This is a genomic window from Paraglaciecola sp. 2405UD69-4, assembly GCF_047525415.1.
Lineage (GTDB): Bacteria > Pseudomonadota > Gammaproteobacteria > Enterobacterales > Alteromonadaceae > Paraglaciecola.
Genome location: NZ_JBLIXM010000001.1, coordinates 1,382,641 through 1,402,824 on the forward strand (window position 1 = coordinate 1,382,641; position 20,184 = coordinate 1,402,824).

Genomic DNA, 20,184 nt, shown 5'->3' on the forward strand with positions numbered 1-20,184 from the left:
CTTAACTAGCCTCCATCTCATCCATAAACCAGCATCTTTACATGCTATTTTAAAAGGTGAAGGCTTTTTAAATATCTTGTTACTTACCTTTAGAGCTTAGACTGTGCGCTCTAAGTGCCAAACTTTGGATACAATACACCAGCCATCTGCATCTTTTACAAAACTCAAATGGTCGACAAATATATTTGAGTGGGCCCGCAACCGCACTTTTACCGTAGCGCAATCCTTAGATAACCAATCAATCATGATGATTTCTTGTTCTCTTTCTTGGCCAACACTGGCAGGTGAAGGGCGGGTAGCTACGTCTTGCCGAAAGTTAGCTATAGGATCAACCAGCAATTTACCCTCATCTACATCAAACAAGCTTGAACTTGGGTGGAACACCTTGTCTAAAAGGGTAGTGTCGCAATGGTAAAGTGCATCAAAGTAGGTATTTACTGCTTCATTTAAATCTTGTGCGCGCATCTTGTATTCCTATTGTTTAACATTGTGTAACTTGAATACATGATAGTTGGGTTATTTACTCAATGATGCTGGCTTGTTGGACTGTATTCGATAATATTGAGCCAAAAAGGTATTTGCTTAAAATAATTTAAGGCGTTATTTGGTTAGCCGGTGTGATGTACTTTTGTATGGTGGTGGCGAGTTTGTCGATATCTAATGGCTTACTCACGTAGTCAGTCATACCCACAGATAAGCATTTTTCTCTATCCCCTTTCATGGCATTTGCTGTTAATGCAATGATAGGTATGTCTTTTACGCTTTCTCCTGATTCACCACTTCGGATTTTTTGTGTTGCTTCAAAGCCATCCATGACGGGCATTTGACAATCCATCACAACAATATCAAATTGGGAGTTGCTCAAAGCACTAATAGCTTCTAGTCCGTTACCGCAAGCGACAGCTTTTAGCTGCATTTGTTTTAGTAGCTCTATCACTACAACTTGATTAATTTCGTTATCTTCAACAACTAGTACTTTACTGGCTTTTTTAATTGTCTTTGCTAAAGGTTTAGATATATCCGCTTCTGGCACAGCTTTGCTTTTCATGGCTTCTATGGCTTGAGTTTCTGGCACAGCTTTGCTTTTCATGGCTTCTATGGCTTGAGTTTCTGGGATACCCAACGGGATTTCAAAGCTAAACGTACTACCTATTCCTGTTTTACTTTTAACATTAATAACGCCGCCCATCAGTTGGCATAACCTATAAACAATAGATAAACCAAGACCTGTTCCGCCATAGTTTCTTGTGGTGCTTGAGTCTGCTTGAGTGAAGGGGTGGAATATATCTTTTTGGGCTTTTTCAGTAATGCCGATGCCAGTATCTGTCACTTGGCAATGGAATACTTGCGCTGTGTCAGTTACGTCAAGTTGCCATTTGATGGAAACTTTTCCCTGTTTGGTAAACTTGAGTGCGTTGCCCACTAAATTATGTAAAATTTGGCGAATTCTCAAAGGATCGCCAGATACCAAAAAGTCCGTACTTGTAGGTGAAATAAGTTCTAAATCTACATTTTTGTCATGAAATGCTGGTTGCATCATTTCAACAAATTCATTCAAAAAAGAAGATATAGAAAATGTTTCATATTCTATTTTGAGTTTTTGAGCATCGATTTTTGACAAATCTAAAATATCATTAAGGATAACTAGCAGGTACTCAGCACTCGATTGGGCGATGTTAACATTGGTTAATTGCTGGCTATTAAGGCCACTTCTTTCTAACCACTGAAGCATGCCTAAAATTCCATTCATTGGGGTGCGTATTTCGTGACTCATATTTGCCAAAAATTGGCTTTTGGCTCGGGCAGCTTCTTCAGCGGTTTCTTTGGCTTTTATAAGCGAATTACGATTACTGACTTCCTCTTCTATATCCTGAAAGGAGCCATACAAAGCAACACATTTACCCTGCTCCATTACAACTGAGCCAATGGCCCTTACCCACACTTCTTTATTTTTGGCGGTTACAATTATGAGTTCTTCGTTCCAAGGTTCACCGGTTTCAATTGCTTTTTGCACGACTTCTGATATGTGGTCTCTGTGTTTACCTTCTTTGTAGAATGAAATACCGTTTTCTAAGGTGGGTATAAAGTCATCTGCTACTTGATGAATTTTTCTGGTCATGTCGGACCAATAAAGGTTACCGCTATCAACATCCAACTCCCAAGCCCCTACGTTTGCTTGTTCGCTCATCATTTCGAGCATGTTTTGCTGTCTGGCTAGATGTTTTTCAAATATATTTCGGCTAATTTCGTAACCGACCCATTGGGAAAAAAGTACGATTAGTTCTAGATCACTAGCGCTGAATGCTTGTTCTCGGACATCGGGACTAGAAAAATTAATAGTACCGTATGGTTTATCATTAACTATAAGAGGAGCACCGATATAACTCTCTAATGCAAAAGAGCTATAACATGGGTGGGTTTTTATTTCACTGTTGCCTACATGTGAAAAAGCTAAAGGTTTGTCACTGTTTAAAGTATGAACGCAGTAAGTAATGCCTAATTCAAATGTGTCACCTGGTTTGACTTCGCCATTAGGAGTGTGGGCATATTTAACTTCGTAATTTTCTTCTGCAATTCGACTCACTATGGCTATAGGTAAAGAAAAAGTCTTACAGCCAAGCTCTAGTAATTTTTGAATTTTTTCATCTAAGTTGAGGTGATTATTAGAGGTAATGTGATGTAACTCTTGAAGAGTAGAGATTGTTTGGCTGTCTTCACTTTGTTTCATCATTACTGCACCGTCATTATTTGAGGTTTAATTTAGCATATTTTTATTTAATTCATAGGGTCAGGATAAACTTTCGAGTATTCAAGCTGTTCGTTTGGTTTGGGTAATAAATCCCCCGAAGGGTAAATATAAAAATGCCCAGCTTAATTAAGCTAGGCATTTTTTATTACACCTTAATATAAAGGTTAGTCGGTAATTTTATTTTTTAAAATTTAGAATTTATAACTAAACATAACTGAGCCTGTTCTACCTTCAGATGGCTTCACAACGACAGAATCAAATAGGTCAGCAGAGGTATAATACTCTTCATCAAATAAGTTATTGATTGAAAGTAAAACTTCATAACTATCCGTCACATAACCCATTGATGCTGTCCATACCATGTAGCTAGGTAACAATATGGTTTCTAATACATCAGTGTAAGTCTCATCAGCCCAACCAAAGCCTGTACTCGCTGTGACTTTTCCATCTCCAGCTGGTTGTACGTAGTTTAGATAAAAACTCATAGTATTGTCTGGTAAACCGCCACGGTCTAACTCTGCACCTGTGCCAACAAAAGTAGATCTGTCACCACCAATACGGCCACCATATACTTGGTATGGTTCTAAACCATTTTGTAAAGCAAAGTCAGCACCATTGATGATTGCAAGGGCACCGTCACTCACCTCTGTTGTCTCTATGTGAGTGGCAGTTGCTGTTATTGAGAAGTTTTCATTCAACAGTGCACGAGCTTCAAACTCAACCCCAGTACTAGATACCGCTACTAATGCTTGAGCTTGGCCTATGCGGTCTGTCTTGTCTTGGTCGAAGATAGATAATGCTGTGTAGATAGTATCTTCTTCATTACTGTATTTTAATCCAAGTTCAACCAACTCAGAATCAGCCAGATATTCTCCATTGTCTACACTGCTAGCAATAATGCCACCAAGTTGGTTAGTGGTTAAAGAGTTAGCTTTAGCATAAGTCACATAGGGGATAAAGCCAGATTCAGTGGCATAAGAAAGGCTTAGGTTATAGCTAAGTGCAGATTCAGTATCTTTATGTACACCATCTCCAAATGGGATACCTAGTAAAGAAACCGCTTCTTCTTCAGCTTCTACGTCATAGTAATCATAACGTGCGCCCACAAGTACAGATAATTTCTCAAAACTAATATCTGCTAGGTAAAAAATACCTAAATTAGTCACATTTGATACTTGTTCTTCATTATAGTTACGGCGCACAGTGCCTTCTAGCCCGGTTGGGTTACCGTCTTCATCATATAGAATTGTCGCATCTTCATAGGGGTCTGTTACCGCCCAGTCAATTCTATCATTGGCTGTCGGACCAACAGAGATATCCCTAAAGTCAAAGGTTTCATCAAAAAAGGCGTGGTTTAAATCAAGGTCTTCGTTTCTTAGGCTAGCTCCAACAATATGTTGTACTAAGAAGTCATCTCCTTGGGTATCAAACATTAAAGTTGAGCGGAACTCTGCAGCTTTTGCACCTGGGTAATCAGCTGTAAATCCCCAACTCTGGTACTTAGTATGATCCATGTAGTCATAGTAAAACTGGTTTTTCCAAACCATGTCATCAAGGTAAGTTGTAAAGTCTAAGTATGCGGTAAAGGCTGTTGAGTCAGCAAAGTCTATATCATCAATAAATGTAGTTTTATGATCAATTTTTGTGGTGCCAGGATCCGTTAGTGCATAGCCATCAATGAAGCCTGGTGCCCCTGGGCAGGATAAGAACATCTCGTTGTAGGTGAAGTTATAGTTCTCTGCATCTCCTGGGCTACAAAAAGAGCCTACGCTTGAGAAAGATGAGTTTATAAAATAAGGAGCAGCAGAGGTAATAAAACCTGACTCTTGCGGTAACAAACGGTCTGCACCAATAGGATTGTCACTGTTTCTAATTGGAGCTGCACCTGTTATGTAAGTGCCATTATCTATTAAGTCTTGGGTAACGCGGTTCCAGCCAGGTACTTGGATACTATCAGAAGTTTGAGCTTGGAAACCAAATTCCATGGTAGTGGTGTCGGTTATATCCAAATCGATAGCCACTTGGAGCATTTCATTGGTGGGTTCGTAATTATTGTAAAATGAGCCTGAGTTCTCTGCCTCAGCAAAGACATAAATACCACCTTGTTTGTCACCCAGTTTAAAGGGGGTGCCAATTTCACCAGCTAATATTTTTTGTGAATAGGTACCTAGGGTTAAGTCTACTTTTCCCGTTACTGTTTCTATGTATTTAGTGGCGTCTGATTTTGCTGATTTAGGTGAGTAATTCAGCTGCCCACCAACACTGCCTGTTCCATATAAAGGGCTTACAGGTCCTCGCATGACTTCTAACTGCTTAGCACCGCGGATATTAGTTTTGAAAGCGCCAGGGTTTGCTATTCTGCGAAAACCTCTGAAATAGTTATCGGCAGACTCTCCACGAATATCCATAGCGCCTTGTATACCAAAAAATGAACTGGTGAATGCGCCAGGAGTCATTCTTACTAAGTCATCAACACTTCGCAGTCCGTAGGCTTCTATTAGATCTGAACTGACTTCTGTCACAGAGCGTGGTGTTTCTACTAAGGACATATCAAAGCCATATGCGCTGTTAGACTCAGGAGGCATAATCATATTTTCATCTTTTACGCCTACAACCGATATCTTTTCCATTTCTTGTGCGTTGATTGCTAGAGTCAGTGATGCAGCTGTAATGGCTCCAATTGCTAAGGATAATTTACTAAGTTTGTGCGTTCTCAAGGTGTATCTCCGTATCCATTTAACTCAACAATCGCCTATTGAGGTGGGGTAGTTTTTATTGTGTGTATGTCTTGCTGCTATCATTCTTACGATGATTTGTGCTGCAATTACTTGAGAAGAGCAATAGTTATGCCAGCCCCTAAAAAAACCTGACCAACTGGTTTGATGGGGTTTTGGTTACGAATGTGCTCAAAAAGCGCACACTTATGGCGCTAAAATGCATTATTATTGTGAAAGAACACCAGTGATGAACACATTAAACCTAAGTGACTAGCTGAGGTCTTTTAGGGCTAGGTGGTTTTGCTTTTGTCGCTGAGCATGGTGATGCAAAGCTAAACATTAAAGGTTTTGAGGGAGCTCAAATTAAATTGCTGCTTTATTGATGATTTTCTGAAAAATCACTTTCAACTTTGTTTTTGAATTTAGGTAAGCCTGTAATAATAGCAAGGCAGCCAAATACTATAATCAACATGGGATACCAGGCATAAAAGCTGAGGGATAATGGTGATATTCCAGCCAGACTAGCAGCCGCTAATATTTGTCCGCCGTAGGGTATCAAGCCCTGAAACCCACATGAAAAAATATCAAGTAGGCTAGCAGTGCGCCTTGGATCTAAAGAAAAGCGTTTGGCTAAATCTTGTACAATTGGGCCCGTAGAAACAATAGCTATGGTGTTATTGGCAGTGGCGATATCTAGTGCGCTAACTAAAGTGGCAACACCAAACTCAGCCCCTTTTTTAGTGGATATACTTTTAGTGGTATTGGTAACTAACCACTGAATTCCGCCATAGGCTTTCATTAAGGCGACTATGCCGCCAATTAATAGGGCAATGACTGCCATATTTTGCATCCACTCTAGGCCTTTTTGTATGCTTAAAAACATTGTTGAAAAGGTAAATAACCCTTTTGACATACCTATAACACAGGCACTAACAATACCTACACCTAATACACTTAGTACATTCATCCCCAGTAAAGCGCACACTATTATTAGTAAGTAGGGGAGTATTAACCATAAATCATAGTCAGAAGTCGTGACTACCGAGCTACCGTCTATTTCTACACAAAGCAAACATATAGCGGTGATCAAGGCAGCAGGTAACACAATAATTAGGTTGGCTTTAAACTTATCTTTAAGTTGCACGCCTTGAGTTCGAGTAGCGGCAATTGTGGTATCTGAAATAAAAGAGAGGTTGTCACCAAACATAGCGCCACCTACAACTATACTGACCGTCAGAGCTGTAGGTAGGTTTAAACTTTCTGCAAAGCCAATGCCTACTGGGGTGATTGCTGTGATTGTTCCCATGGATGTGCCCATGGCAAATGCTACAAAGCAAGAAATCACAAATAAGCCAGGTAATAAGTATGTGGTTGGCACATAGTTAAGCGCCCAATTTACAGTTGCATCACGGGCCCCGATATCGATAGTGACAGCATAAAATGCTCCGGCTAACAGGAAAATAACAGCTAACAAAATTATAGTTTTGTCGCCGCCACCCTGACAGAAAATATCAACTTTTTCAGGTAAGGATAACGGCGCTGCTTTGTTATTTAAAAATAATGCGTACCCAGCTGAAATCATAAATGCCACTAAAATAGGCATACTAGAAAAGTCTTGGGTAATTATTCCACTGCCAATAATTAAAGACATAAAAAGAATAATTGGCGTTAATCCAACAAGATTTTCTGGGGCTTTTGCTTGCATTTACGGGTACTTTTTTGAAGGAGTCGAAAACTTAAGTTTGTAATACTATAACAAACTAACTCAATTGGTTAGTGTTCATAATCTGAGTTGAAGCTAATTGTTCAGAAAATAAAAACGCGGGCTTTACCCGCGTTTTTATTTAGGTTGTAAAAATTATTTACTAATTTTTTTGTATTTTAATCTATGGGGTTCGATGACATCCGCTCCATAGGTAGCTTTAAGCCAAGCGGCATATTCTGTGTAGTTACCATCGAAGAAGTTAATTTTACCTTCGTCTCGGTAATCCATAATGTGTGTGGCTATTCTGTCTAAGAACCATCTATCATGGGAAATTACCATGGCACAACCAGGGAACTCCAACAGGGCATTTTCTAATGCCCGTAGAGTTTCAACATCTAGATCATTGGTTGGCTCATCCAGAAGTAGCACATTGCCACCGGCTTTTAATAGTTTTGCCAAATGAACACGGTTACGCTCACCACCTGATAAATCTTTTATGAACTTCTGTTGGTCAGAGCCTTTAAAGTTAAAACGTCCACAATAAGCGCGGCTATTTAACTCAAAATTACCAATACGAATAATATCTGAGTCATCAGAAATCTCTTTATAAACAGTATTGTTGCCATCCATATGATCACGGAATTGATCAACACTGGCTAGCTGTACTGTGTCGCCGATATCTATAGTGCCGGCATCGGGTTTTTCTTGTCCGGTCAACATTCTAAATAGGGTTGATTTACCGGCACCGTTTGGTCCAATGATGCCTACTATGGCGCCTTTAGGCATTTTGAAATTAAGGTCATCGATAAGTAATCTGTCACCGTAGGACTTTTGTAATCCAGAGACTTCAAACACTTTATCTCCCAAGCGCTCGCCTGGTGGAATAAACAGCTCACTGGTTTCGTTACGTTTTTGGTAGTCACCGGTATTTAGCTCTTCAAAGCGAGCCATACGTGCTTTACTTTTTGATTGGCGACCTTTGGCACTAGAGCGTACCCATTCTAATTCGGTTTTAATTGACTTTTGTCTAGCGCTTTCAGCTTTTTCCTCTTGTTCTAGGCGAGCATCTTTTTGCTCAAGCCATGAAGAGTAGTTACCTTCCCAAGGAATACCTTGGCCGCGGTCTAGTTCTAAGATCCACCCGGCTACATTGTCTAAGAAGTATCTATCATGGGTAATGGCAACTACTGTACCTTCGTAGTCATGTAAGAAACGTTCTAACCAAGCCACAGATTCAGCATCTAAGTGGTTGGTGGGTTCGTCTAGTAATAACATTTCGGGTTTTTCGAGTAGCAATTTACATAAGGCGACACGTCGGCGTTCACCACCAGATAGCTTACTTACGTCTGCATCCCAAGGGGGAAGGCGCAGCGCATCGGCGGCTCTTTCCAGAGCGTTGTCTAAGTTGTGGCCATCTTTAGATTGAATAATGGCTTCAAGCTCACCTTGTTCTTTAGCAAGGGCATCAAAGTCAGCCCCTTCTTCAGCATACTCAGCGTAAACTTCTTCAATTCTTTTTAAGGCATGCACTACATCTTGAACGGCTTCTTCGATGTTACCACGAACATCTTTGCTTTCATCAAGCTGCGGCTCCTGGGGCAAATACCCAATTTTCAGTCCTGCTTGAGGAATAGCTTCTCCCTCAATGTCTTTATCAAGACCAGCCATAATTTTTAATAAGGTGGATTTACCCGAACCGTTCAAACCTAACACGCCAATTTTGGCTCCAGGAAAGAAACTAAGAGAAATATTTTTTAAAATATGTTTGCTAGGAGGAACGACTTTTCCAACCCGCAACATGCTGTAAACGTACTGCGCCATAATATTAAGTTACTTTTGTTGCTATGTATGAGCAATATTCTAATTCACCAAGAGGCTAGGGTAAAAGGGATAGTGAATAAATCGTGCGCTTTAAATATTGCTGGCGTAGAATTTTCACTTTAAAAGCCGACAACGAGGTTCAAAATGAGAATGATCAACTGGGGCGTATTAGGTCCTGGCTCTATAGCCAACACATTTGCTACCGCTATGAAAGTCTCTCCTAAGGGGAAAATAACTGCAGTGGCAAGTCGCAGCCAAGAGCGAGCCGAGGCTTTTGCCAAACAATATGACATTGATAACATCTACACAAATTATGAAGCGCTTTTAAATGACCCTAGCATTGATGTTATTTACATTGCCACGCCCCATAGTTTTCATTTTGAACAAGCAAAACAGTGTCTTCAGGCTGGCAAGCATGTGCTGGTAGAGAAACCATGCACAGTAACCGCTGCGCAAATGCAGTACTTAGTGGATTTGGCCAAAGCAAATAAAGTGTTACTGCAAGAAGGTGTGTGGAGCAGGTTTATGCCTGTGCTAAGCCAAGCTAAAAAAAGTATTGAACAAGGTATTATTGGCGATATTCAATATATTCAGTCAAATATTGGATTCGCGTTTCAAAATAGAGAGCAACCTAAAGAGCGCTTAGCTAAACCTGAACTTGCTGGTGGCGCCTTACTTGACTTGGGGATTTACAGTATTAGCCTAAGTCAGTATTTTTTAGGTGAGCATCCAAGAACTATTCAAAGTGCCGGCAAGCTAACAGAGCAAGGGGTAGATGAGCAGGAGATGGTTACACTTAGCTATGCATCAGGAGTCTATGCCCAGTTTTCAAGTTCGATGGCAGCACACGCCAGCAATAGCATGCATATAGTGGGTAGCCAAGGCTACTTAGTTTTGCCTCATTGCTTTTGGGATGCAGACGCAGCGTATTTTTACAAGCATGATGAATGTATACAAGCTATAGAGATCCCTCACGCAGCCAATGGCTTTGAATACGAAATTGCAGAAGTGATGGATTGTATTGAGCAAGGTAAATTGTGCAGTGACCTAATGTCTCACCAAGATAGTATCGGTGTGCTCAAAATCATGGATGAAATCCGCGCTCAATTAGGTGTGCAATACCCAGAATCTATCACTCAGGCTAGATGAAATTGAAGTCTGCATAAATCGTTACAACTTTTGGTTGTTTCTCATGCCACAAAGCCACTATACAAATCGTTTAAAATCACTAAACTATGCGCAAAATTGTTTACCGTATTAAACCCCGTTTATGTTGAGGATATGTGATGCTAACACGTGATATGAATATTGCTGATTTCGACCCAGAATTGTACCAAGCGATTCAAGATGAAAACCAACGTCAGGAGCATCATATCGAACTGATCGCTTCTGAAAACTATTGCAGCCCACGTGTACTAGAAGCACAGGGATCACAGCTTACAAATAAATATGCAGAAGGTTACCCTCACAAGCGTTACTACGGTGGCTGTGAGTATGTTGATATTGCAGAAGACTTAGCCATAGAAAGAGCTAAGCAATTATTTGGTTGTGATTACGCTAACGTGCAACCACATGCTGGTTCACAAGCTAACTCTGCTGTATTTATGGCCTTGCTAGAAGCAGGCGATACGGTTTTAGGTATGAGTTTGGCACACGGCGGTCACTTAACTCATGGTGCGTCAGTGAGCTTTTCTGGTAAAACATACAATGCGGTTCAATACGGATTACACCCTGAAACAGGTGAAATCGACATGGCTCAAGTTGAAGCATTAGCGCTAGAGCACAAACCTAAAATGATCATAGGTGGATTCTCTGCTTATTCGGGTATTGTTGATTGGCAAAAATTCCGTGAAATCGCAGATAAAGTTGGTGCTTACTTGTTAGTAGACATGGCTCACGTTGCAGGTTTAGTTGCAGCAGGCGTATATCCTAGCCCAATGGCTCATGCTCACGTTGTAACAACAACAACTCACAAAACACTAGCAGGCCCTCGTGGCGGGTTAATTTTATCTTCTTGTGGTGACGAAGCTATCTACAAAAAGCTAAATAGTGCGGTTTTCCCGGGTGGTCAAGGTGGTCCTTTGTGCCACGTGATTGCAGCTAAAGCGGTTGCTTTTAAAGAAGCATTACAACCAGAATTCAAAGCCTACCAAGAGCAAGTAGTGGCTAACGCTAAAGCTATGGTTGCGGTTATCCAAGAGCGTGGTCATAAAGTTGTATCAGGCGGTACTGATAACCATTTGTTCTTATTAGACCTAATCGGTAAAGAATACACAGGTAAAGACGCAGACGCAGCCCTTGGTAACGCTAACATCACTGTTAATAAAAACTCAGTACCTAATGACCCACGCTCTCCGTTTGTAACCAGTGGTCTACGTATTGGTTCACCAGCAATTACTCGCCGTGGATTTAAAGAAGAGCAAGCTAAGCAAGTTGCTAATTGGATCTGTGATGTACTAGACAACATTGATGACCAAGCAGTAATTGCGAAAGTGAAAAGTGAAGTGGTTACCCTATGTGAGCAGTTCCCTGTTTATGGTTAATGGGTTAAAAACAAACAATTAACAATAAAAAGCCAACGAAAGTTGGCTTTTTTGTATCCAAGATATATGCCTAAGGGTGGAATTTTGTTAGTTTACTCAGATTGAAATTGTCCACATAGAAATCAACATGCATTGCCCATTTTGTTCTGTACAAGAAACTAAAGTTATCGACTCTCGCTTGGTGTCGGATGGCAGCCATGTACGACGTCGTCGAGAATGTACTGTGTGTAAAGAGCGCTTTACCACCTTTGAAATGGCAGAGCTAGTGATGCCCCGTATTGTAAAGCGAGATGGGTCTCGCGAACCTTTCAATGAAGACAAGTTGCGAGCAGGATTGCAGCGAGCGTTAGAAAAACGCCCTGTTAGTACTGAAGAAGTTGAGCAGTGTATCAGTCGCCTTAAGTCTTCATTAAGGGCTACAGGTGAACGAGAAGTGAGCAGTGAATTTTTAGGTAATCTCATTATGACATCCTTAAAAGAGCTAGACAAAGTAGCTTATGTAAGGTTTGCGTCTGTTTACCGTTCGTTTGAAGATATTCGTGAGTTTGGTGAAGAAATCGCTCGACTTGGCGACTAGCCTTACCCTCCACATATTACCTTTTGACTCTTAGGTGTTACAGATAGTGTCTGAATTTTCCGTACTCGATCATCAAATGATGGCGTTAGCTATTCAGCTGGCAAAACGTGGTCAATATACGACTTCTCCCAATCCTAATGTGGGGTGCGTTATTACGCACCCATCTGGCGAAATTATTGGTCAAGGCTGGCATCAAAAAGCCGGTACTCCCCATGCTGAGGTCCATGCATTAAATCAAGCTGGGAAATTAGCACTAGGTGCTACCGCATATGTCACTTTAGAACCATGTAGCCATTTTGGACGTACACCACCTTGTGCAGAGGCATTAGTTAAAGCTGGGGTGCGCCGAGTCGTTATAGCCATGCAAGACCCAAATCCTGTGGTGTCAGGTAATGGCATAAAGATACTAAAGCAAGCAGGCATAGTCGTTGATACTGGGTTATTACAAAGTGCTGCTGAGCAGTTAAACCTAGGGTTTATTAAGCGCATGTCTGAAGGTTTGCCTAGAGTTACTGTGAAACTCGCAGCAAGTTTAGATGGTAAAACCGCCCTTAAAAACGGTCTGAGTCAGTGGATTACAGGTGCAGAGGCACGCCAAGATGTGCAGCGCTACAGGGCAAAAAGTTGCGCGATTTTAAGTGGCTCCGGTACAGTCATAGCTGATAACCCATCACTAAATGTGCGCTATGCGGAGCTGGGCCTGAGCTCTGATGAGTTAGCGCTAGAAAATTTGCGACAACCACTTAGGGTTATTTTAGATGGCCGCAACCAGTTGCCACCTAATTTAAACCTTTTGCAGCAAGGCAGTTCGCAACAGGCCGGTGAAGTATTACTTATTAATGGCAAAAAAAGCGCTCACAGGTTTGCAGGCCATGTAAATCAATGGCAAGGGCCGTTTAATGGAAACAAGTTAGATCTTAAAGCTGTGATGGAAGAGCTGGCAAATCGGCAAATAAATGATATATGGGTTGAAGCAGGGGCTAAGCTAGCAGGAGCCTTATTGCAAAATAACTTGATAGATGAATTGATTTTATACCAAGCGCCCAAACTTATAGGGGGCAGCGGGCAGAACTTGTTTGATACTTTGCCCATTGAATCTATGGATGAAGTACACGACTTGTGTCTAACTGATGTTAGGCAAGTGGGTAAAGACCTAAAGATGACCGCACATTTTATTCGTAAATGAATAACCGGTTATCCCAAAAAGAGTAACTGAGAGATTATGTTTACAGGAATTATTGAAGATGTGGGAGTTATCGAAAGCCTAACCCCAAGCGGTGAAGACATTCGTTTGTCGATAAAAGTACAAAAGCTCGATATGAGTGACGTTAAGCTTGGCGACAGTATAGCCAACAACGGTGTGTGCTTAACTGTGGTTGCGTTATCAAAACATGGCTTTAGTGCTGATGTATCTCACGAAACCATAAAGCGTACAGGTTTTGCATCCTATCAGGCTGGCAGCAAAGTCAACTTAGAAAAAGCCATGCAGGCCAATGGTCGTTTAGGTGGCCACATTGTCAGTGGTCATGTAGATGGCTTAGGTGAAGTATTGTCAATTTCTAAGGTTGGCCGATACGTAGAAATATGGGTGCAAGCACCTGATGAACTAGCTAAATATTTAGCTGAAAAAGGCTCGATAACTGTTGATGGCGTAAGTTTAACTGTCAATCAAGTAGATGGTGCTAAATTTTTACTGACCCTTATTCCCCATAGCCTACAAGAAACCATAATAGGTTTGTATCAAGTTGGTACCAAGGTAAATTTAGAAGTAGACGTCATTGCTCGGTATTTAGAGCGCCTTATGCTAGGGGACAAGGCTGCGCAGTCGAGTTCGGACACGAGTAAAAAAGATATAAGCATGGCGTTTTTAGCAGAAAACGGCTACTTGAAGTAATTTAAGTGTATGGGCCTTGGCTCTGCACCATGAAAGAAGATAGTAAACATATGTCATTTAACAGCAGTGAAGAGATTATTGAAGATATTCGTCAAGGTAAAATGGTTATCTTGATGGATGATGAAGACAGAGAGAACGAAGGCGACCTAATTATGGCGGCGCAGCACGTTACTCCTGAAGCCATTAATTTTATGGTTACCCACGCTAGAGGTTTAGTGTGCCTGCCAATGACAGCTGAGCGCTGTAAAACCCTTAACTTACCTCTAATGGTAGATAATAACGAAGCGCAGTTTTCCACTAATTTCACAGTGTCGATAGAAGCGGCAAAAGGGGTGACTACTGGCATTTCGGCAGCAGACCGTGCCAGAACCATACTTGCAGCGGTTGCTAAAGATGCCGTTGCGCAAGATATAGTGCAACCAGGTCATATTTTTCCTCTTATCAGTAAAGAAGGCGGAGTATTGAATCGAGCTGGACATACTGAAGCTGGTGTTGATTTAGCACGTTTAGCAGGGTGTGAGCCAGCGTCTGTGATTGTAGAAATATTAAACGAAGATGGCTCCATGGCAAGACGTCCAGAGCTAGAAGTTTTCGCTAAAAAGCACGATTTGAAAATTGGTACCATTGCCGACCTAATTGAGTACCGCAATTTAAACGAAACCACAATTGAACAAGTGGCTAAGTGTAAGTTGCCTACAGAATTCGGTGAGTTTGATTTAGTGACCTACAAAGATGTAATTGATAACCAAGTTCACTTTGCCATGTGCAAAGGGGACATTAATGGTGATACGCCAACTCTGGTCCGAGTGCATCTGCTAAATAGCCTAAGCGATTTATTAGGATCTGAGCGGGCGATAAATCGTAGTATGGGCTTGCCCGAAGCCATTAAAACCATTGCCGAAAACGGCGGAGTGTTAGTGCTACTGGGTAAAGATGAAGATTTGTTAACCCAAGTAAAACAATTTCAAGCTGAAGATAATGGTGAAGTGCCAGAAACTGCGCCTTGGACAGGCTCATCTAGAACTGTTGGTGTGGGCAGTCAAATTTTAGCCAGCTTAGGTGTTAAAAAAATGCGTTTGCTGAGTAAGCCTAAAAAGTATCATGCCTTGTCTGGCTATGGTCTTGAGGTGGTGGAGTACGTTTCTGTTTAAGAAACAAAAATCGTACAAAATTTATCAATATTTCCCATGTTAGGTGTGCTAAACTGCGCGCCGATTTTTCTAGTAAGGTTTTTTAGATGAACATTATTGAAGGTAACATGCGTGCGACAGGCAAAAAATTTGCTCTGGTTGTTTCGCGTTTTAACAGCTTTGTCGTTGAAAGTTTAGTTGATGGTGCGCTTGATGCCCTTGAAAGACAAGGTGAAGTTAACGATCAAGACATTACGCTAGTGCGTGTGCCTGGCGCATATGAGCTGCCGATTGCAGCTAAAAAACTTGCTGAACAAAATAAGTACGATGCAATTATCGCCCTTGGTGCCGTTATTCGTGGTGGTACACCACACTTTGAATTTGTTGCAGGTGAATGTAATAAAGGACTTGCACAGGTTTCTTTAGAATATGGCGTTCCGGTTTCTTTTGGTGTGATTACCACTGACAGTATTGAGCAAGCTATTGAGCGTTCTGGTACTAAGGCAGGTAATAAAGGTGCAGAAGCCGCTGTTGGTGCCCTTGAAATGGTTAATGTATTGGCCAATATTGAAGAGGCAAAATAGGTGAAACCTCAAGCACGTCGTCTTTCCCGTGAATTAGCGTTACAAGCTATTTATTCGTGGCAAATGACCAAGAACCCAGTAGAACAAATTGAGCTGAGCACAGTCACTAGCAATAACATGCAAAAAGTAGATACTGAGTACTTTTTAGAGTTATTGCGCAATGTAGTTAAAGATTGTGCTGAGCTAGATAAAAAAATGAAGCCTTATTTAGGTCGATTACCTGAAGAGCTAGACCCAGTAGAGTTTGCCATTTTGCGAATCGCAACCTACGAACTAGTTGCGCGAATTGATGTACCTTACAAGGTGGTAATCAATGAAGCGATTGAGCTTGCAAAATCATTTGGTGCAGAAGATAGCCATAAATTTATTAATGGTGTGCTTGATAAAGCCATCAAGACTCTGCGTAAAGACGAGCGCTCTTAGTTAAATAACAGCGATACAAGACTTGTCACTAAATGCAGTTCAACTAGAAGTAGTGTGATTGTGAAAGAATTTAAAGTTATTGAAGATTTTTTTAAGCAGCAAAGTGTACAACGTAAAGACGTAGTGATTGGTATTGGGGATGATGGAGCGGTTACTCACATTCCAGAAGGCCAAGCACTTGTGACAACCACAGACACCTTGTTAAGTGGTGTGCACTTTTTACCTTCTACTAACCCTCATGCTATTGCTCAAAAGGCGATTGCCGTTAATCTAAGTGATCTAGCTGCCATGGGGGCTGAGCCTGCTTGGATCAGCTTGTCCCTTAGCTTGCCAGAAGTTGACCAAGTTTGGTTAGAAGAGTTCTCTAGAGGTATAAGAGAGCATGCTGACTACTATTCTGTGCAACTAATTGGCGGTGATACCGTACATGGCCCTCTAGCTGTCACTATTACTGCACAAGGTTTTGTTCCCTTTGATCAAGCTTTAACCCGCAGCCAAGCCAAGCCCGGTGATTTCATCTATGCCACAGGTACCTTAGGTGATGCAGGGGTTGGGCTACAATTGGCGCAGCTTAAGCGTAAAATCGATAATCCAGAGCATCACAACTTTTTGGTTAATCGATTGGATTACCCCACACCAAGACTATTGGTAGGCACAAGTTTAAGGCGAATTGCTAACAGTTGTATCGATTTGTCTGATGGCTTGGTGTCTGATATTCAGCATATCCTTAGAGCTTCTCAATGTGGCGCCGTTATCCATGTTGATAAATTACCCTTGTCACAGGCAATGATAGAATCAGTTACGGCAGATGAAGCCATAGGTTTTGCATTAAGTGCTGGTGATGATTACGAGCTGCTATTTACGGTAAGTGAAGAGCAAAAGGGACTACTTGAGACCAACCTAGCCAGTGCTAACATTAAAGCTACGTGCATAGGACAGTTAACTGGTGTCGCAGAGAAACTAGAACTACGTCAAAATGATCAAGCTTATGAGTTCACCCACTTAGGCTACGAACACTTTTAAGCCCAACCGCCTGATAAGGAACGCTTAGCTTTGGACAAACAAATTCGCCAGCGCGTTAGCATGCTAAATCCAGTGCACTTTTTGGCCTTGGGGTTTGGTAGTGGCTTAGCCCCCAAAGCACCAGGTACCTTTGGTACCTTAGCGGCCTTACCTCTGGTTATTGTGCTGACCCTATACACCTCACTACCTGTTTATATTGCTGTTAGTCTAGTTGCTAGCCTAGCGGGTATATGGATTTGCGGTATTACAGCTAATGATATGCAGGTTCATGATGACTCTTCCATAGTATGGGATGAGGTGGCAGGTATGCTCATTACTATGATAGCTGTCCCCCTGAGTTGGCAAACCCTATTACTGGGTTTTGTGTTGTTTAGAATATTCGACATACTCAAACCTTGGCCTATTAGCTACTTAGATAAACACGTCCATGGTGGTTTTGGCATTATGGTAGACGATATATTGGCTGGGGTATTCGCTTTAGCTTGTATGCAGTTTGTGCTGTATTTAGGGTGGTTAGGTTAACACTTAGGCTTAAGTATGTACTTAGCTCACTAAGATTATTCACAGCCTTCAATACAATCTCGGTAACTGCGTTAGTTTATCTTTCGACATTCATGTCGGTCGCATCAGGGCTTATAACTTCCTTCATTTATGTACTTCGCACATTGGTATTCATAAGTTTTTAAAGTGAAAGTGTGATGTGCAGCTAGTCACTACTTATCGCAAAAGTTTACTGATGGTCGTTGTTTTATTGACAATAGCGGTACTCTTTTGATTAGCTGTAGTGAAAAATAACTGGAACCCTCAATGAAACATTACCTTCTTTTTGCACTTACCATATTTACTATTAATTCTTATGCCAAAACAGATCCTCCCATAGCTTTAGCAATACATGGCGGCGCAGGGACGATTACCAAAGCTAACCTCTCTGATGAGAGAGAGGCACAGTACAGGGCTAAGCTTGCCGAGTCGGTAAAGGCGGGGTATGCCGTTCTAGTCAAAGGTGGTACAAGCGAAGATGCGGTGATTAAAGCTATACAAGTGATGGAAGCATCTCCGTTATTCAACGCAGGTATTGGCGCGGTATTTACATGGGATGGCGAGCATGAACTAGACGCATCTATTATGCGCGGCCAAGACAAACAAGCAGGCGCTGTAGCAGGTGTAAAAAGAACAAAAAGCCCAATTGCTGCAGCCCAGTTGGTAATGAACAAATCAGTACACGTTATGTTAAGTGGTGAAGGTGCTGACCAGTTTGCAGAGGCTAATGGCCTTGAGATGACCACTAACACTAGCTTTGATACCGAAAGGCGCCAAAAAGCCCTTGAAAAAGTGAAGCAAAACATTTTAAAAAATGATCACGCCATGAATATTGACCCCGAAGTGGTGGATTACAAATTTGGAACTGTGGGAGCGGTTGCTTTAGATAAACACGGAAATCTAGCTGCAGCGACTTCTACCGGTGGTATGACAGCAAAGCGCTGGGGCAGAATTGGAGACTCACCCATTATTGGCGCAGGGACATGGGCCGACAATGAAAGTTGTGCGGTTTCTGCCACTGGACACGGTGAGTACTTTATTCGTAATCATGTGGCAGCAGATATTTGTAGCCGAGTTAAATATGCAGGTAAAACCATTCAAGAAGCGGGTGATGATGTGATCCATGGGGTGTTATCACCAGAAGCAGGCTCTGGTGGGGTGATCATTATGGATAGCAAAGGCAAGATAGCCATGCCCTTTAATTCTGAGGGAATGTACCGCGCCAGTATTGATACCAAGGGTAAAGTTACAGTGGCTATTTACGGTCAATAAATCAAATTAAAGGAGTAGATTGCGAAGCATCTATGTTTTGTGATCTATTCAATCCCACCAAAGCTCATAATCCTCAAGATGAGCTAGATATTAGCCTTAAATTATTCCTTAAAGACGGTTTTAGGTCCTAATCATTTGAGTGTATATTCATTGTGCGGTTTTCTTTAAAACATCAAATAAGGGTTATATTTATGGTTCATATTATCAGGCTTACACTTATCCCATTTCTAGTGCTTTTGGGTTTCATGCAAGGGGCAACTGCACAAGAAGACACCAGCATTGATAGCGATAAAATCTTGGTGTCAGTAGTGCTTAAACATCAACAAGATAAAAGCTTAACTGAGCTTCAGCAAAAGATGGATGAAAACCGTTTTTGGCAATCCTTCCCGCCCAAAGGGGTAGAAATAGATTCATGGTATGTGATGATGGGGCTAGGGCAGGTTATTACTGTAAAGATACACCCTAAAGACCTACGTACTTTGAACTTAGCCATTGAAAAATCTGCTTGGGGGATTTTTGAAACGGATATCTATCCCACTTACGAATTCCGTGCTATCGCTCAATCGATTAAAGATAAAAAAGTCGCAGAAGAGAGCAATTAACAGTTATAAAGCGTTTGAAAAGTGTCCGCCTTGGCTACGGGTTTATAATATAGGCAAGGCTCTTGTGTTCACAGGAGACTTCAACACAAAAGACGACTGCACGCCGCTTACGCCATCTATTGGGGTAAGCTTGTTTAATAAAAAGTGCTGAAATCCATCCATGTCTTTTATAATGACTTTAAGTAGATAATCAGCGGTTTGCCCTGTCACTAAATGGCACTCTAATACCTCATTACATTTGGCAATTTCTGCCTCAAAATGATTAAAGCGCTCTGGCGTGTGTTTATCCATACTCACTTGCATGAATGACACTAAAGACAAGCCTAATTTTTTGGCATCAAGTAAGGCCACATAACCGTCTATAAATCCAGCTTCTTCTAACTGCTTGACTCGCCGCAAGCAGGGCGAAGGCGACAAGTTAATGGCTTCTGCTAACTCTTGATTAGAGATGCGGCCTTGCTGCTGAATTATTTCAAGGATTAAACGATCGTACTTGTCAAATTTCATGTAAATCCGTAATGGTGGCAATTTATTTTATAAATATTTATTTTATAGCAATAAAGTTGCTTGGGTAGTGTTTTTTGGGTGTTTTTCGCAATCTTAT

The 20,184-nt window shown here is 41.4% G+C and carries 18 protein-coding genes; 12 read left to right on the top strand and 6 right to left on the bottom strand.

Annotation, left to right across the window (positions count from 1 at the left end):
* Positions 1 to 96: 96 nt before the first annotated feature.
* The 5 genes from ACMUMK_RS06115 to ettA all read right to left on the bottom strand — a co-directional run bounded on the left by ACMUMK_RS06115 (position 97) and on the right by ettA (position 8,992).
* Positions 97 to 465, bottom strand: a complete 369-nt coding sequence (locus ACMUMK_RS06115; RefSeq protein ID WP_414700227.1) for an AtzH-like domain-containing protein — start codon at positions 463 to 465, stop codon at positions 97 to 99.
* Positions 466 to 592: 127 nt separating this feature from the next.
* Positions 593 to 2,731 carry an ATP-binding protein gene (locus ACMUMK_RS06120; RefSeq protein ID WP_414700228.1) on the bottom strand — a complete coding sequence of 713 codons (2,139 nt, stop codon included), beginning with the start codon at positions 2,729 to 2,731 and terminating at the stop codon, positions 593 to 595.
* A gap of 209 nt (positions 2,732 to 2,940) precedes the next feature.
* The gene (locus tag ACMUMK_RS06125; RefSeq protein ID WP_414700229.1) at positions 2,941 to 5,466 is read right to left on the bottom strand and encodes a TonB-dependent siderophore receptor; all 2,526 of its coding nucleotides are present in this window, start codon (positions 5,464 to 5,466) and stop codon (positions 2,941 to 2,943) included.
* Positions 5,467 to 5,842: 376 nt separating this feature from the next.
* Complete coding sequence (locus ACMUMK_RS06130) at positions 5,843 to 7,171, bottom strand: Na+/H+ antiporter NhaC family protein (RefSeq protein WP_414700230.1); 1,329 nt, start codon at positions 7,169 to 7,171, stop codon at positions 5,843 to 5,845.
* A 153-nt stretch (positions 7,172 to 7,324) separates the two neighbouring features.
* A complete protein-coding gene (gene ettA / locus ACMUMK_RS06135; RefSeq protein ID WP_414700231.1) occupies positions 7,325 to 8,992 on the bottom strand; it encodes an energy-dependent translational throttle protein EttA in 1,668 nt (555 codons plus the stop codon).
* Between the two features lie 144 nt (positions 8,993 to 9,136).
* On the opposite strand from ettA, the gene ACMUMK_RS06140 reads away from it, so the two are divergent.
* From ACMUMK_RS06140 to ACMUMK_RS06195, 12 genes are all read left to right on the top strand, one after another.
* Positions 9,137 to 10,141 (top strand): Gfo/Idh/MocA family protein, encoded by a 1,005-nt coding sequence (locus tag ACMUMK_RS06140; RefSeq protein ID WP_414700232.1) that lies wholly within the window; start codon positions 9,137 to 9,139, stop codon positions 10,139 to 10,141.
* Between the two features lie 137 nt (positions 10,142 to 10,278).
* On the top strand, positions 10,279 to 11,535 hold the full coding sequence (glyA, locus tag ACMUMK_RS06145) for a serine hydroxymethyltransferase (protein ID WP_414700233.1): 1,257 nt from the start codon (positions 10,279 to 10,281) through the stop codon (positions 11,533 to 11,535).
* Positions 11,536 to 11,662: 127 nt separating this feature from the next.
* On the top strand, positions 11,663 to 12,112 hold the full coding sequence (gene nrdR, locus ACMUMK_RS06150; protein WP_348111123.1) for a transcriptional regulator NrdR: 450 nt from the start codon (positions 11,663 to 11,665) through the stop codon (positions 12,110 to 12,112).
* 46 nt (positions 12,113 to 12,158) lie between these two features.
* Complete coding sequence (gene ribD / locus ACMUMK_RS06155) at positions 12,159 to 13,298, top strand: bifunctional diaminohydroxyphosphoribosylaminopyrimidine deaminase/5-amino-6-(5-phosphoribosylamino)uracil reductase RibD (RefSeq protein ID WP_414700234.1); 1,140 nt, start codon at positions 12,159 to 12,161, stop codon at positions 13,296 to 13,298.
* 36 nt (positions 13,299 to 13,334) lie between these two features.
* Entirely contained in the window at positions 13,335 to 14,006 is a 672-nt protein-coding gene (locus ACMUMK_RS06160) for a riboflavin synthase (protein ID WP_414700235.1), read from the top strand.
* 50 nt (positions 14,007 to 14,056) lie between these two features.
* Positions 14,057 to 15,157, top strand: coding sequence for a bifunctional 3,4-dihydroxy-2-butanone-4-phosphate synthase/GTP cyclohydrolase II (gene ribBA, locus ACMUMK_RS06165; protein ID WP_414700333.1), 1,101 nt, complete (start codon positions 14,057 to 14,059; stop codon positions 15,155 to 15,157).
* Positions 15,158 to 15,243: 86 nt separating this feature from the next.
* Positions 15,244 to 15,720 (top strand): 6,7-dimethyl-8-ribityllumazine synthase, encoded by a 477-nt coding sequence (gene ribE, locus ACMUMK_RS06170; protein ID WP_348167356.1) that lies wholly within the window; start codon positions 15,244 to 15,246, stop codon positions 15,718 to 15,720.
* The gene (gene nusB, locus ACMUMK_RS06175) at positions 15,721 to 16,143 is read left to right on the top strand and encodes a transcription antitermination factor NusB (RefSeq protein ID WP_414700236.1); all 423 of its coding nucleotides are present in this window, start codon (positions 15,721 to 15,723) and stop codon (positions 16,141 to 16,143) included.
* A gap of 60 nt (positions 16,144 to 16,203) precedes the next feature.
* Positions 16,204 to 17,166 (top strand): thiamine-phosphate kinase, encoded by a 963-nt coding sequence (gene thiL, locus ACMUMK_RS06180; protein WP_414700237.1) that lies wholly within the window; start codon positions 16,204 to 16,206, stop codon positions 17,164 to 17,166.
* A gap of 30 nt (positions 17,167 to 17,196) precedes the next feature.
* Complete coding sequence (locus ACMUMK_RS06185; RefSeq protein WP_414700238.1) at positions 17,197 to 17,688, top strand: phosphatidylglycerophosphatase A; 492 nt, start codon at positions 17,197 to 17,199, stop codon at positions 17,686 to 17,688.
* A gap of 285 nt (positions 17,689 to 17,973) precedes the next feature.
* Positions 17,974 to 18,978 (top strand): isoaspartyl peptidase/L-asparaginase family protein, encoded by a 1,005-nt coding sequence (locus ACMUMK_RS06190; RefSeq protein ID WP_414700239.1) that lies wholly within the window; start codon positions 17,974 to 17,976, stop codon positions 18,976 to 18,978.
* 245 nt (positions 18,979 to 19,223) lie between these two features.
* Positions 19,224 to 19,580: a hypothetical protein gene (locus ACMUMK_RS06195; protein WP_414700334.1), complete on the top strand. Its 357-nt coding sequence runs from the start codon at positions 19,224 to 19,226 to the stop codon at positions 19,578 to 19,580.
* A 42-nt stretch (positions 19,581 to 19,622) separates the two neighbouring features.
* Here the strand turns inward: ACMUMK_RS06195 and ACMUMK_RS06200 are convergent, their stop codons facing one another.
* Positions 19,623 to 20,087, bottom strand: a complete 465-nt coding sequence (locus tag ACMUMK_RS06200; RefSeq protein WP_414700240.1) for an Lrp/AsnC family transcriptional regulator — start codon at positions 20,085 to 20,087, stop codon at positions 19,623 to 19,625.
* Positions 20,088 to 20,184: the final 97 nt, after the last annotated feature.

Coding starts and splice junctions, on each gene's coding strand:
- ACMUMK_RS06115 (WP_414700227.1), bottom strand. CDS start 465: ATGCGCGCACAAGATTTAAATGAAGCAGTAAATACCTACTTTGATGCA.
- ACMUMK_RS06120 (WP_414700228.1), bottom strand. CDS start 2,731: ATGATGAAACAAAGTGAAGACAGCCAAACAATCTCTACTCTTCAAGAG.
- ACMUMK_RS06130 (WP_414700230.1), bottom strand. CDS start 7,171: ATGCAAGCAAAAGCCCCAGAAAATCTTGTTGGATTAACGCCAATTATT.
- ettA (WP_414700231.1), bottom strand. CDS start 8,992: ATGGCGCAGTACGTTTACAGCATGTTGCGGGTTGGAAAAGTCGTTCCT.
- ACMUMK_RS06140 (WP_414700232.1), top strand. CDS start 9,137: ATGAGAATGATCAACTGGGGCGTATTAGGTCCTGGCTCTATAGCCAAC.
- glyA (WP_414700233.1), top strand. CDS start 10,279: ATGCTAACACGTGATATGAATATTGCTGATTTCGACCCAGAATTGTAC.
- nrdR (WP_348111123.1), top strand. CDS start 11,663: ATGCATTGCCCATTTTGTTCTGTACAAGAAACTAAAGTTATCGACTCT.
- ACMUMK_RS06160 (WP_414700235.1), top strand. CDS start 13,335: ATGTTTACAGGAATTATTGAAGATGTGGGAGTTATCGAAAGCCTAACC.
- ribBA (WP_414700333.1), top strand. CDS start 14,057: ATGTCATTTAACAGCAGTGAAGAGATTATTGAAGATATTCGTCAAGGT.
- ribE (WP_348167356.1), top strand. CDS start 15,244: ATGAACATTATTGAAGGTAACATGCGTGCGACAGGCAAAAAATTTGCT.
- ACMUMK_RS06190 (WP_414700239.1), top strand. CDS start 17,974: ATGAAACATTACCTTCTTTTTGCACTTACCATATTTACTATTAATTCT.
- ACMUMK_RS06195 (WP_414700334.1), top strand. CDS start 19,224: ATGCAAGGGGCAACTGCACAAGAAGACACCAGCATTGATAGCGATAAA.
- ACMUMK_RS06200 (WP_414700240.1), bottom strand. CDS start 20,087: ATGAAATTTGACAAGTACGATCGTTTAATCCTTGAAATAATTCAGCAG.